Below are 13,266 nucleotides of genomic sequence, written 5' to 3'. Positions count from 1 at the left end.
ATAATTCTTATGAAAAGATAATGTTTGGGGTTAACAACATTGTCTTAATACTTTGATAAAAAGTATTTTTTGAATAGGGGGGATGAAAGATTGTGAGGAAAATACTTTATTTAACTCTCTTGCTTTTTTCTTTTGTAGGGGTATCAAACGTACTTGCTGTTGAGAATAAAGTAGATGATTTGGAGACATTACGGACCACTGAAGAAATAAATAATCCAGCAGAAACGAATCAGTCAGAAACAAGTCAGTGGGTGGAGGCTGTTATCGAAGAAGAGACCCAGTCTAGTTCTTCAGATGAAGAAAATAAAGATAACATAACTACAGATAGTATTGACCCGCAAGCAATGGGAGGGGATGGATCAGAGAATAATCCTTTTACAGTCTCTAGTTATAGTGAACTGAAAAGCGCAATTAAGAGTGGCAACGTGGATTCTGTGACCAACATTAAATATATTCAATTACTAGCAGATATTCTTGTCAATGAAAGTAATTCAGCAGATTTAGCTTTCAATAGAAACACTGAAATAAATGGTATAAAAGATCCTTCGCAACCTAGCACACCTGAAAATTATTGGTATTTAAATTATTCGGCTGTAGCTAATGGCACAATGTTTAAAACTGGTACAAGTGGTCTAACCATTACGCTTAAAAATTTAAATCTAGGATCAGATAGCTACTCTCAAAATACTTATTACGGATTTGTCAGAGTTCTTAGCGCAAGTACAACGCTGAATGTTGAAAATATTAACTATAACATTCAAAGGGGTTCTCAGCCTTTCTTTGCTGCAGCTGGCTATTGTACGTTAAATATCAGTGGGACAAGTAGCTACAACAGTCCTAATACTAGTCCAGCCTATGGTGGGGAATTTGTGGAAGGTTTTCGTTATGTGAATTTCAAGCAAGGCAGTCAAACCAATATTTCAAATTATACTTACGAAAATCACGCATTCTTTTATATGTATGGCGCAGGGGATTTAACCGTAACTGTTGAAAAGAATGCTGTCTTGGATATGAATTCTTCTAGAGTTTATATGTTTTATTATGGAGCAGCAACGGTGAATCAAAAACTTATTTTAGAAGATAATGCAAAGTTTATCTATAAAGTGCGTGATCGTGCGGGCGCCCAATCCAATGTATTAGTGGCTTCTGCTGCACTTGATATGAGACTTGCTGAAGGCTCTAGCTTTGAATATCTGACTAAAAGCAGAGCAATTAATATGAAAAAGTTAAATGTATCTGCGACTGATCCTGCCAGTTTTTATGTTGGTAAAACAGAAGACGCGAACAATTTCAGCAGTCCGATTAGTGCCGGGAGCATCACTATCACTAATACAGGCACCAGTCTTTATCAAGCAATTACTAATAATAGTGTGGTACAGTCGGCAGTTTCGCCAAACAATCGTGTCACTTTTGATAGTACCAATTATCAAAATAAAAGCTGGATAAAATATGATCCCGCTATGTCGATTTATGGTGTTTCGGCTAGCTCTACTGTTGGGAATAGATTAAGCCAAGTATTAAGCGATGTACAAGATTTTCAGACTAACTTAGTGAATGGTTGGACATTTAGAACGGAATTTATTTTGTCAAAAACACCATATTCCGACAGTGATGGTCGCTTGGATCAAACGACTTTAACTAATGATTTTAATAATCAAACCAAACCTGATGGCGTCTATACCTTTACTGGAGAGGATTTTTCTAGTAGCGATTCAGCTACGAGAGGAACTTTAGATGATGTACTGGCACAAAATTATTATATTTATGGTCGCGTATCTGGTACCAGTAACGGTGGATCAGGTTCAACCTTGTGGAAAGAAAATGTGGTGGAAGTACCAAAACATATCTCAACTGTTTTTCCGATGGCTCTGTCTTTTCTAAGTGATGATGGACCTTTAATTACTAAAAAAAATGACTATTTTTTAGAAAGTTATAGCAATGTGCCAACCTATATCACTATGACTAAAGTAACGACTGGAGCAAACAGTGATTCTACGATTCGTTTGGTGGAAACATTATCTGGTGATGAAGGTTTATTACAATTGGATATTTTAGCTGCGTTAAGTAATACCAATACCACTTGGTCAATGGCTAATGATGGCGCTGGTCAGACTTTAGAGTTGAGTCCTTATTTTGAAACTAATTCAAAAGCCAATTTAAGTTTTTTAGGCGGTTATACAGGCTCGTTTTATATAGAAAAACAAGTCAATTATCAAGTCAATTTTAAAATTAGTCATACCAATCCTTAGGAGGAAAACATGGAACATACCAATCAACAAACTGAGAAGCAAGATGACGCTAAGAAAAAAAAATACTTGCTTTTATTATTATTACTATTGTTGTTAGCTGCAGGTTACGTAGTTTATGATCATTTTTTCAAAACTCAGGAAGTCCCAGCAAATATTATCGCAGGGGATTTTTTGCCAGATGGTAAGGATGCTTCTAGGATGACAGAAAAAGAAATTGCGGAATTTGCTCAATCAAATATAGATAAAAGTCAATTTAACATGCGAATTGTTTCAGAAGCCACGATTGATAGCACTAATATGACAGGGAATTTAGCGATTCAAAATCCACCTAGCAACGCCCAACCAGTTAGTGTGGTTGTCACAATCGATGAGACTAATGAAGTAGTTTATAATTCTGGAGCCATTCAGCCAGGCGAAGAAATCCAAACAGCCAAGCTAGAAAAGGAACTGCAGCCAGGAGATTATCCAGCTACAGCAACCTTCAAGGTGTATGATCCAGATTCAAAAAAGAAACAAGGGGAAGTTCAATCAGTGTTGACCTTAATGGTTCAATAATATAATGACAAAAAAGGAGCGTTTTACAATGAAGAAATTTTTAACAGGTGTTGTATTGTTTTCAGGAGTGCTAGGATTTACGGCGGGGGTATCAGCAACTGAAACCACCGATGATCCTAGCACAGGTCTAAAAACGGTCATTGATCAAAATGATACGACAGTTGAAGTAGAGGGTACTTTGGGAATAGACAATACGGATCCTACAGCACCGATTGACGAAGGAGACAAAAAATGGGTCAATGTCACCGTCCCAATGAAAACAATTTTCTATAGTGTTGGTTCATCAGGTAGTGTATCTTCTCCAACCTATACTGTAAAAAATAATTCTGGTCGACCAGTAACCGTTTCTGCAGAAAGATTTACTACAAAATCCGCTGGAGGGATTACTGCTACTGATTTAGATTTAGACTTGAAAACATCCACAGCAGTAACAGTACCAGTAATTACGGATGGAAATTCTGGAGTATTAACAACAACTTCTTTAGGAGAATTGGCAAATAGCGAAGGTCGATTAGTTAATGCTGGACCAACTGGACAGTCTCAAGAATTAACATTTAACTATGATGGTAATTTTACAGCAGGATCATCACAAGCAACCATCACTGAAACGTATGATCTTAGTTTGAAATTTGTTCCAATTAAATGGTAATTAGCATTTTTTAAGAGGGGGCAACAGGATGGACAGCCAAATTGAGGTTCGTGGCACATTAGGTGTTGCACCAACTGATGCAGGTTTGCCAGAATCGAATGTGAGAAAATCAACGCAAACATTTCGCGAGGTAAAAGTTTATCAAGGTTCGCTACCAAAAACCAATCAACCGTTAGAAAACAGTTTAATGTTATTAGGAATAATTTTTTGTCTGATAGCGATTGTACTGAGAAAACTAAAAAGATTTAGCAAAGCTTAACTGAAAAAAATCTTAAAAGATATATAACAATGTGAATAATTATCAGGTACTAGTTAAATCGAAAGTCCTCTTATATGAAAGTGAAGAGGCAATAAATTCAAATGACATGAAAGAAGATATCCCAAAGCTTTTTCTTTTATAGATAATATTACAGTTCCTAATAATCATCAGGACATGAGTGTTGACAAAATAGGAGATACTTTAAAACAAATCTAATGGATTTTAAAAAGTAGGCTAACATAAATTGTTGCCTACTTTTTTATTCGATTTCAGTCATAGATTCTTCTTAATAGTGTTTTCAACAAACCTATTTTATATGGGTTACAGTTATGAGTCATTTTTATGTTGCATTTTGTCAATTTAAGATACAAAAAAACAGCCCATAAGAGCTGTTAATGAGCCAAAAATCCTTGGATAGTCCCTAAAATCATTGGTGCTAAGCCACCAATTGAAATGAGAATAAGTGAAGCTTTTTGTAATACTGTGAGTCTTTTATAGTCTTTAAAGAATGTAATAATCATTAATATAATGCCAAATGTACAAATAAAACTAAATAGGACATAGAAATTCTGCATAGGATTCCCCTTTTTAGGATATTTTACCAGTTTTTAGTTCTAGTAATGAAATAAATCATGAAAAGTTTCTAGGATTCATAAGTATGGATCAAAGCGTAAATTAAGCGTTAGTAATTATATCAAGAAAAAGAGAAAAAAGAACAAGCAGGATAGCGATAAAATGATTATTAACATATAGACACCTATCAGGAGGGTTTTAAGTAGTAAGGTATCTAACCGCTTAGAGAAGAAAATTCCAACGATTGCAAGGATTGAAATAGATATACATAGAATAATCAATAAAGTAGTAACTGCAATGGGAGCAAGATACCCGAGAGAAAAAGGTAATAACATAACGAGTCCTGCTAAAAAAAGAATAGCTGAGAAGATACCAAAAAAAGGTTTTGCTGTTTTATTTTTTAAAAATAGCGTTGTGGTTCCAGTTACTATTCCACTGATAGAAAGAAAGATTCCAAAAAATATCAGGGCTAGTACCACAAAAAACATTGATATGATAAAGATTGAGATAGTAATCATGGTAGTCTCCTAACTTTTTGAAATATTATATCATATGAAAAATTGTATAAGTGAGCGGCTAACGAGATAGATGGATAAGGAGCAACTAATTTTAAAAAAGATGCACTTATGTCTAATAGCCATTCTCCTCAACTTAACTTAAAATCCAATTAATTTCATCAGTAATCCAATTTCCTTTTCTCTTCATCGCATCAAAAGGAATCCAAGAACTTTTCATAAAAATTTTTTCTGCCTGCCAACCGCCATTAACAAGCTCTTTATTTTTAATAAAGGCAATTGCATCCTGACATTGTGGGTCCTTCAAAAGATTTTCTTTTTTGAGCAGGCTTAAGACTTCAATGATATTCGTTCTATAGGGATAAGGATAAAACAGCGTGATCAAATCATCATATAAATAATCGTCGGAGTCCTGATGGAAAATCACTCTGTGCTTCATAATATAATTTAAGCCTTGAGTAAGTTTTTCAGCTAAGATAGGATCGGATGGAAATTTTTGACGATATTCAGACAATGCCTTGACTGATTTTACTAGTCCATCATAACAAGGCGTATTACCAACACAGCCAAAACGCTCAAATAAATCGGTTTCTTGCCAGGTCGTTGCTTCATTTTTTGCAAAAGGCAAGTAGTTAATTATCCAATCAATCCCTTTTTTAGCCCAGGCTTGCTCGTTTGCTCGAATAAAGATCAACGTACAAATTGCTTGATGGCATGCCAAAATGCCTTTTGACTGTCCTGTTAAAGAGTATCCATCTGCTGTAGCGGTGTATTCGTAGAGAGTTTTCAGAAGTACTTGTACCTCTGGTAATTTTTCAAAATAAGGAATTTCTGAAAGTTCAGCTAATAAAAATTCAATTTTTCGTAAGCCTGTAAAGGTGTCTGTTCTGTGTTTGTCTGACAAGATTTCTTGAATCAAGGTTGATTCGGTTAACAGCTTCAAAATTTCTTTTTCATCTAGCTCTGCGGCACGAAGACTACGATATTTTTGTTTTAATATGAGTGCCGAATCAAGAGGTGTATTTTCCAAGCAATCAGCTCCATTCCTAAGACTTTGAATCTTTAGTTTTATTATAGCAAAAAGTAGTTGTGTAGGAGGAGACTTGAAAAAAAGTGTCTGAGTTGAGTAATGAAACATAATGTGGAGACAGAATCCAAAAATGGATTCTGTCAAGAAAAGATTTAGTAAATAGGTACAAGTATTTCACATAAACTATTAGATACTAAAGATTGTTTATACCGTTCTAGTATTGGTCTGGAATTATCAAATTCTAGTGAGCTCTCTGAAAGATGATCTGAGAATGTATTCCAAAAAGATTGAACTGCTTCGGTAGTGTGATCAATTAGAAATGTCGCATACTTTCCGGAAGGCAATTCTCTTTTACTAATTTCATTGCTTGAGATTTCAGTATTAGTAGCTACATCATATCGACAGTTTTGTGGTGAAGTAATGTTTGGGTTGTCTAAGGCTATTCCATAGATAATAGTATCGTTATTAAAAACATTTTTGTCCTTCATAAGTGTTTTTAAAGTATCCATTAGAATAAAGTTTTCAGGACCGTATGTTCCAATACGTCGTTTATAAAATATTGTTTCAGAATCCATATTTTCTATTGATAGTTCCATTTAAAATCCTCCAAAAAAATATTTGGAAGATTGGCCAATCTTTCCATAAGTTGATGATATCAGCATTTAAAATGCTTTCCAACAAAATTTTTAAAAAATATATATTGGAAAATACAAAAAAGAACGAAAGGTTGTGTCGAATTCTTTTAGCAAGATTGGTGCAACTTTTTTTACGAGCTTCTGATAAAATTTATTATTCGAAAATAGATTATCAGGGGGAGGATGAGTGCTGTGGATCAGATTACTCTGGAAGAAAAAAAGAATTGGTTGGAAATATTACAAGAAATTAGAAAAAGTGAATCGGTGATTATTCAACAACACACCACGACTAAGGAAGAAGTTAAACAGTTTCAACAATATTTAGTAGATTATAAAGGGGAGATCGATCCACATGAAATGTTTACCAATCAAAGAATTCTAAATCAACAGCAGATTTCTGAAAAAATCAACTTCGCACAATTAGATAAACTACAAAAAATTATACAAAATCCTTACTTTTCCAGAGTGGATTTTATTTTTTCAGGAGAGCAGCAGGCTGAAATCATCTATATTGGGGCACAATCTTTTATGAATATGCAAAATGAAATCGTAATCTATGATTGGCGAGCACCGATTGCTAGCATTTTTTATGATTTTGACTTAGGAAAGGCATCGTTTAAAACACCGAACGGTTTATCTGAAGGCTATATTAATAAAAAACGGCAGATCAAATTTTTTAAAGGATGTCTCGAATATGCGGTAGAAGTTGAGATGACTATTTTCGATCAAGCGTTGCAAAATGAACTAGCTAATCAAACTGGTGGAAAAATGTCTACTATTATTGGAACTATTCAAAAAGAGCAGAGTCTAATTATTAGAGATCAAAAAATTCAAAGCCAAGTCATTCAAGGAGCTGCTGGTTCAGGAAAAACTTCCATTGCCCTTCATAAGATTGCGTTTTTGCTTTATCATTTTCGAGAAAGATTAGGTCCAGAAAATATTCTGATTCTTTCCCCCAATCACGTGTACAGTAATTTTATCTCTCAAGTGTTACCGGAGCTAGGAGAAAGTCCGGTTAAAGAATTAACAATAGATGAATTTATCCAAAAGGAAACGAAGATACAAAGTTTTGAAACAAGAATATCAGAGGCTGAATCTTTGATGAATACTAGTAATTTACGGCTCAGTTACTTAAATAGTAAAAAAGTTGTGCAGGATATCCAAATATACCTCGACTCTCTTGAACAATCAATATTATCTCCTAAAGATATAATAATTGATGAGTACCATTACGATAAAAGTTTTATTTTAACCCGTTTTCATGGCTATAGAAAACAGTCAATTTTGGAACGAATTCGTTTGATTGCAGATGATATTCTTGAAGACCTACGGAAGCGTCCGTTTCAACCCTCAAAAAGACCAACAGCTGGGAAACTGAGAAAACTATTAAAAGATATGTTGATTGTGAAATCTCCAGAGTGTCTTTATCAGAATTTTTTGGAAAGCAAAGGCTTTAAAAAGGTGAGAACACGTAGTTTTTCTGATTTGTTTGCTCTGGGATATTTTCAATATTTTTATCAAGGAATGTCAAATTATACTGAGATTAAATATTTAATTATTGATGAAATGCAAGATTACTCGTGGCTACAGCTCTCATTTATTCGTCAGGTAATTGCTTGTCCTATTTTATTAGTCGGCGATCAAAATCAAATTTTAACACCAACTGCAGAACTAACTTTGGAAAATCTGAGTAATTTACTTGGAGGGGCTCCAATTGTTCAATTAAATAGAAGCTACCGTTCCACTTTTGAAATTATGTCTTACGCCAAGAATTTGATTGGAGATCAAAAGATTGAGCCAGTCTTGAGACATGGTCAACAGCCTGTTGAAATTGAGGTTGCAACGATGCAAGATGAGTTAACAGTTATTTTGGAATTGATTAAAAAAAAATCAAAAAATGTGTTGATCACAAAAACTAAACAGGAAGCCTATCTTTTGCAAGAGAACTTAAAACGTAAAAATGTGGATGTTCCGGTTTTAGCCGAAGATACAAAAGATTTTACAGAAGAAAAAACGATTATTTGCCCAATGGTTCTCGCAAAGGGTCTAGAATTTGATAGAGTGATTGTTATAAATGCTGGTGATGAAAATTATTCTGGAAAGCTGGGGAAACACCAATTATTTGTCATTGCGACCAGAGCACTGCATGAGCTGTATCTTATAAGGAGGAAAGCGTTATATGAACAAAAATAAGGCATTTTTAGCTACCGTCTCTTTTATTGAAGCGAATCTTCTTGAAGAATTATCCTTGGAACAGATTGGTAGAGAGATTGGCTATTCGAAATATTACTTAGCACATGAATTTAAGGAATTGACCTGTTTTACCACTTACGACTATGTGAAAAAGAGGCGGTTAAACGAGGCTGCGAAACATCTGATTTCCACAGAGGATAAAATTATTGATATATCTCTTAATTATGGGTATCAAGAACAACGAACCTTTACTAAGGCCTTCACTGAAATATTTAAAATTACACCAAAAAAGTTTAGAGAGAACCAACAGTCTTTTGAAATTTTAGATTCGTTTCAAATGATTGATTTTACGTCTTATAAAACTTCAGACTTGTTACCTAAAATACCTCAGGAAAAACACTTAGAATCGATTCTTAATCTGATGAAACAGATTAAAGATGGCTTTCCTTATCTATCGTTGGAGCAATTAAAAAAAGTAATTTTAAGAAAAATGGCAACTGGAGAAATTGTTGTTGCATTCCTTGGAAATACTGTGGTGGGCTTGATGATAGTCGATTTGAAAGCTAGTTCAATTGAGTTATTAGATAGTTTACCCACACTTTGGGGATGGGATATTGAGAGATTACTTTTAGATTTTGCTAGAGAAAATTTTCTTTTTGCAAGTAATTTCCTTAGTACAACCAGTTTTCGTGAAAAGGACAAGTTAGATATTGGACGGAGAGAAAGGTTGTTGAGGCTAAATTTTATTCCCACTAAGAAATCTATCAATTTTTCTTATCCAACCGAAGACTTTTTGCTTAAACTGCCATGAGGATATTTTAAATTAAAAGAATATGCTAGGCACTGACTCGATGGATTACTTTTTGAAAAGACAATCTACTTTTAAAAATAATTTAAGGGGAGGTAACTTTTTGTTAATAATCTAGTTTATTCAGAACTGAATTTTGGAACTTATAGCTTACATTTCTTTATGAGTTAATGATAGATAAAGATGCTTTTTTTTAGAAATTTTTGGATGAATAAGTGGATGAAACATGTATTTTAAAGCAGATTTGAACTATTGCGATAGTAGTATTCAATATTTCCTACAATAAACATCAAATCAACTGAATATACTTTCCAAATTGTTAAGTGGGAGATATTGCGAAAAAAACGCTTAACTCAAGATCACAAGTTAAGCGTTTTCTAAAGACTAAAGATTTAATTGTTGTCATATGCCTCTACAACAATTGGTAATGCACTAATCACTTCATTTCCAATAGCTGGAAGACCAACAAGAACAGCACTAATTACTTCTTCCTTACTAGCGCCAGCTTTCTTGGCTAACATGACGTGAAAAGCTATTCCACTTGTTTTTCCCGTTGCTGCAAGAACCGCGAGATACGCTAAGTGGTTTGTTTTCTCTTCTAAAGAGCTGATATTACCCCATGTTTCGACTAATTGTGCAAAAGCTTGTTGATATTGAGGAGCTTCTTTAGCAAAGGTTTCAAATGAGTTACTTAATTTCATAGATAACCCTCCGTTTAATATAATATTTAGTTTAATTTTACCAGAAAGGGGATTTTTTTGCTTAGAGAAATCAGTTAAAGAAACATTTCAGCGAAAAAAAAAGCCAGATAGGCTGTCTGGCTTAGTAAGTATAGAATACTTTTCAAAGAAAAAAAGCTGTTTAAGCTTAGGTAAAATATAAGGCAAAACATTAAATACCGCTATATATGTGTTTTACAAATTAGCAAAAAAAGCTTAAAATCATTGATTTAATCATATTTTCAAAATTTTATAAATATAGAAATTTTTGATTTTATTCTATAAATGACGGAGATTACTGAATTAAAAAAGTCAGTCTAGTGACTGACTCACGCTGTAGACAATTTATATTTATCAGTTTTAAAATATCCACCCTATCTTATTAAACAATACAATCCCTAAAATTGCTCCAATAGATAAACATAACAAATACCATCCTACCTTGGATTTTTTTCTGATTTCTTTTTCCATAACAATTATCCCCTTTCACAGTAAATTCCGATTTACTTAATTATATCAGAGAAAAATAAATGACAGATATAAATGAGTCAGTAAACTGAAGCTATTGCGAACTTACTGATGAAATAAGAAAGATAAAATCAAAATGAAGACAAAACCAAGAAAAATGGGAGGGAAGATTTTAAAAACAATAGCTACGAATTTTTTTCCAAATTCTCGTTCTAGCTCGTATTGAGGGTTATTACTATCCTTCAAGAATTGCTTTGGTAATCGTGAAAAAAATAATCCATTTGTTCTATTGATAGAAAGTGCAAGTAGAAAAAAGAAAGTCGTAATTATTATTCCGAATAAAGCGAATAAAGAAATCTCATTAATATTCATTCTTAACAACTCCAATTTCTTTTTTCTTTAAATATATCAACAATATCAATAGGAGTCTATTAACGAAATATTTAGCAAAAAAACTACTTGAAAAAAGTAGTTTAAATCTAAACTATTCGTTTAAAGTTTCTATTGGCAGCTTCATACCTTTCCAACCCTCGAGTGCGCCACCAAGTTCGTAAGCTTTGAATCCTGCTTTTAAAAGAATTAACAAGGCTTGTTTTCCTAAAATAGTACCCGAAGTCCAGTCATAAGCTACGTATGTTTTTTCTTTATTTAATTCATTTACTTTAGAAGGTAGGTCTTTAGCAGGGATGGCTAGAGCACCTTTAATTTGATCCTTTTTAACTGCGCTGGGTGCGTTTCTTACGTCAAGAATCACGTATGGAGAGTCTTTCGTATCCATATGATTTAGGACTTCAAAATGATTGATATATAGACTTAAATAAGTTTCAAGTAGGTCAATTTTAGCTGTTTGCATGTTTTGTATCCTCCAATTTTTTTAATTTACTTTTATTATTTGCTAGCTTTTCAAGTAAATAAGAAAGCTGATTTCTTTCTTCTGCTGAAAATCCATCAAATAGACTGTCAACCGCTTGATAGTTATAGGGTAAGAATGTTTGAAGTAAATTTTTACCTTCTAAGGTTATCTTTATAAAGCTCGTTCTTTTATCCGTTGAAGATTGTTGAATAGTTATTAACCCTTTACTGTTCATACCTTTTATTAACTTACTAGCAGTTGGTCTTGTAACATTAAGTTTATCCGCAATTTCTGAAGGCAACAGCTTTTCATTTTCTGCAATGGATAAAAACATTAAAATACTGAATCTGGACTCACTTAATTTGTATTTTTCTAGTAATTGATTGTATTCTTTTTCAATTTCTCTGTAGGTTTGTTGAAATTGTAAATATAGATGTACAGAATCTGGATTACTAGATAAGTTGAATTTATTTGCTATAGCAGCAATTCTTTCAATATTAGGTCGATCTGAAAAGTTTGAATATCCCAAAAAAAACTTCCTTTCCGAAAAGTAGTTAGCCGGCTAATCAAATATTACATCATTATTAAAATAAGTCAAGCTATCTTATTCTTTAAAATATATATATCAAAAAATTGATTTCCGTTAACGAGGGAGATAACTGAGTCTATACATGGAAACTATTGTAGAAAAAAAACTGCCTGTCAGAAGACAAGCAGTAATTTAAAAATATTTTTTTAAAATTGTTGAGGTTAAAATATCTTACTACCATTTTTTACTTTACTTAATGATGTTAGTAAAATGCAGCCAGAATCTGTATCACTGCCTAGTATTCTAATCTCGCTTTTAACGTCACCAATTCTGATTGGTGCAAAACTGCAGACGCAGACTACTTGTTTACCAATAAGTTCTTCTGCCTCATAATTAGTTAGTTGTGCAGAACTATTTTTACTACCGTATTCCCCTAAATCAACTGTAACTTTATACGCAGGCTTTCGTGCTCTTTTATTCAAAGAAATATTTGTAATTGTACCGACTCTCATTTCTACTTCGTCAAATTGTTCCATTGAAATCATTAATTTTCCTCCAATATCGTTTTCTATTTTTTAAAATCGCTAGAAATCTTTTTGAAGAATTATTCTGGGTGAAAGTATTCATTATCAATAAATTTTAGATATTTTTGGATGAAGATTTTTGAAATTTCTCTATATCCTTCTACTTTACTCAATTTTTTTATTTGTTTAAAGAAGGAAATACTAATTGACGTTTTCTGATGGAATAGACACTGCAAAATGTTTGCAGGAACCCCAATAGGAAAAAAATAGCCTGAATCGGCAGTAACATTTGTAGCAGCAGGCACTGTATCACAATCCAAATCATTAAGATTACTCCCATAAAAAATGAGAAGAAATAAGCAACAACCTGACGTGTAAAGTAACAGATACCGTTAAGAATATTGAGACCGCCTAAGATAAATAATAAAAATAAACCTGGAATTAGAAATGTTTTAAAAGGAGTATCTTGCAACATGGCCGTTGATAAGCCCATACTTTCATGAAATGCTGGAATAAACGCCATTAAACTTCCTACAAATGCTCCAATACCAATAAAAAAATTTAAAAAGGAACTCAGTTTTACAATCAGTTTTTCATTTTTCATTATAACCAACTCTTTTCTAAATCGTATATATAATTGATTATATGGGAAAACAATCTGAGTGAAAACCAATTTATGAATATGCGGGACATTCTATTAAAGAAAG

The 13,266-nt window shown here is 33.0% G+C and carries 16 protein-coding genes; 7 read left to right on the top strand and 9 right to left on the bottom strand.

Features of this window, described 5'->3' with window-relative positions:
- Positions 1 to 92: 92 nt before the first annotated feature.
- Genes KUA55_RS16345 through KUA55_RS16330 form a run of 4 tightly spaced genes read left to right on the top strand, consistent with a single transcriptional unit; the run spans position 93 to position 3,712 of the window.
- On the top strand, positions 93 to 2,249 hold the full coding sequence (locus tag KUA55_RS16345; RefSeq protein ID WP_218327468.1) for a hypothetical protein: 2,157 nt from the start codon (positions 93 to 95) through the stop codon (positions 2,247 to 2,249).
- Between the two features lie 9 nt (positions 2,250 to 2,258).
- Positions 2,259 to 2,804 (top strand): hypothetical protein, encoded by a 546-nt coding sequence (locus tag KUA55_RS16340; RefSeq protein ID WP_218327467.1) that lies wholly within the window; start codon positions 2,259 to 2,261, stop codon positions 2,802 to 2,804.
- 28 nt (positions 2,805 to 2,832) lie between these two features.
- Positions 2,833 to 3,453: a hypothetical protein gene (locus KUA55_RS16335; RefSeq protein WP_218327466.1), complete on the top strand. Its 621-nt coding sequence runs from the start codon at positions 2,833 to 2,835 to the stop codon at positions 3,451 to 3,453.
- A gap of 28 nt (positions 3,454 to 3,481) precedes the next feature.
- Complete coding sequence (locus tag KUA55_RS16330) at positions 3,482 to 3,712, top strand: hypothetical protein (protein WP_218327465.1); 231 nt, start codon at positions 3,482 to 3,484, stop codon at positions 3,710 to 3,712.
- Between the two features lie 392 nt (positions 3,713 to 4,104).
- Here the strand turns inward: KUA55_RS16330 and KUA55_RS16325 are convergent, their stop codons facing one another.
- A complete protein-coding gene (locus KUA55_RS16325; RefSeq protein WP_218327464.1) occupies positions 4,105 to 4,287 on the bottom strand; it encodes a hypothetical protein in 183 nt (60 codons plus the stop codon).
- Between the two features lie 295 nt (positions 4,288 to 4,582).
- On the opposite strand from KUA55_RS16325, the gene KUA55_RS16320 reads away from it, so the two are divergent.
- The gene (locus KUA55_RS16320; protein WP_218327463.1) at positions 4,583 to 4,816 is read left to right on the top strand and encodes a hypothetical protein; all 234 of its coding nucleotides are present in this window, start codon (positions 4,583 to 4,585) and stop codon (positions 4,814 to 4,816) included.
- Positions 4,817 to 4,936: 120 nt separating this feature from the next.
- Here the strand turns inward: KUA55_RS16320 and KUA55_RS16315 are convergent, their stop codons facing one another.
- Positions 4,937 to 5,830, bottom strand: a complete 894-nt coding sequence (locus KUA55_RS16315; RefSeq protein ID WP_218327462.1) for a hypothetical protein — start codon at positions 5,828 to 5,830, stop codon at positions 4,937 to 4,939.
- Between the two features lie 152 nt (positions 5,831 to 5,982).
- The gene (locus tag KUA55_RS16310) at positions 5,983 to 6,426 is read right to left on the bottom strand and encodes an AraC family transcriptional regulator (RefSeq protein WP_218327461.1); all 444 of its coding nucleotides are present in this window, start codon (positions 6,424 to 6,426) and stop codon (positions 5,983 to 5,985) included.
- A 231-nt stretch (positions 6,427 to 6,657) separates the two neighbouring features.
- On the opposite strand from KUA55_RS16310, the gene KUA55_RS16305 reads away from it, so the two are divergent.
- Positions 6,658 to 8,658 carry a HelD family protein gene (locus KUA55_RS16305; RefSeq protein ID WP_343214735.1) on the top strand — a complete coding sequence of 667 codons (2,001 nt, stop codon included), beginning with the start codon at positions 6,658 to 6,660 and terminating at the stop codon, positions 8,656 to 8,658.
- Entirely contained in the window at positions 8,645 to 9,469 is an 825-nt protein-coding gene (locus KUA55_RS16300) for a helix-turn-helix transcriptional regulator (RefSeq protein ID WP_218327459.1), read from the top strand. The genes KUA55_RS16305 and KUA55_RS16300 overlap by 14 nt, the downstream gene beginning before the upstream one ends.
- Before the next feature lie 389 nt (positions 9,470 to 9,858).
- On the opposite strand, the gene KUA55_RS16295 is transcribed toward KUA55_RS16300, so the two are convergent.
- From KUA55_RS16295 to KUA55_RS16270, 6 genes are all read right to left on the bottom strand, one after another.
- The gene (locus KUA55_RS16295; protein WP_218327458.1) at positions 9,859 to 10,167 is read right to left on the bottom strand and encodes a carboxymuconolactone decarboxylase family protein; all 309 of its coding nucleotides are present in this window, start codon (positions 10,165 to 10,167) and stop codon (positions 9,859 to 9,861) included.
- Between the two features lie 591 nt (positions 10,168 to 10,758).
- Positions 10,759 to 11,025, bottom strand: coding sequence for a hypothetical protein (locus tag KUA55_RS16290; RefSeq protein WP_218327457.1), 267 nt, complete (start codon positions 11,023 to 11,025; stop codon positions 10,759 to 10,761).
- Between the two features lie 112 nt (positions 11,026 to 11,137).
- The gene (locus tag KUA55_RS16285; protein ID WP_218327456.1) at positions 11,138 to 11,506 is read right to left on the bottom strand and encodes a rhodanese-like domain-containing protein; all 369 of its coding nucleotides are present in this window, start codon (positions 11,504 to 11,506) and stop codon (positions 11,138 to 11,140) included.
- Positions 11,493 to 12,035, bottom strand: a complete 543-nt coding sequence (locus KUA55_RS16280; RefSeq protein ID WP_218327455.1) for a MarR family winged helix-turn-helix transcriptional regulator — start codon at positions 12,033 to 12,035, stop codon at positions 11,493 to 11,495. The genes KUA55_RS16285 and KUA55_RS16280 overlap by 14 nt, the downstream gene beginning before the upstream one ends.
- Positions 12,036 to 12,256: 221 nt before the next feature.
- Positions 12,257 to 12,580, bottom strand: coding sequence for a tRNA-binding protein (locus tag KUA55_RS16275; RefSeq protein ID WP_218327454.1), 324 nt, complete (start codon positions 12,578 to 12,580; stop codon positions 12,257 to 12,259).
- A gap of 157 nt (positions 12,581 to 12,737) precedes the next feature.
- Positions 12,738 to 13,163, bottom strand: coding sequence for a hypothetical protein (locus KUA55_RS16270; RefSeq protein ID WP_218327453.1), 426 nt, complete (start codon positions 13,161 to 13,163; stop codon positions 12,738 to 12,740).
- Positions 13,164 to 13,266: the final 103 nt, after the last annotated feature.

The organism is Enterococcus alishanensis (genome assembly GCF_019218635.1).
Classification (GTDB): domain Bacteria; phylum Bacillota; class Bacilli; order Lactobacillales; family Enterococcaceae; genus Enterococcus_A; species Enterococcus_A alishanensis.
The sequence above is the reverse complement of the archived record's forward strand: the minus strand, read 5'-3'. Positions and strand labels throughout refer to the sequence as shown.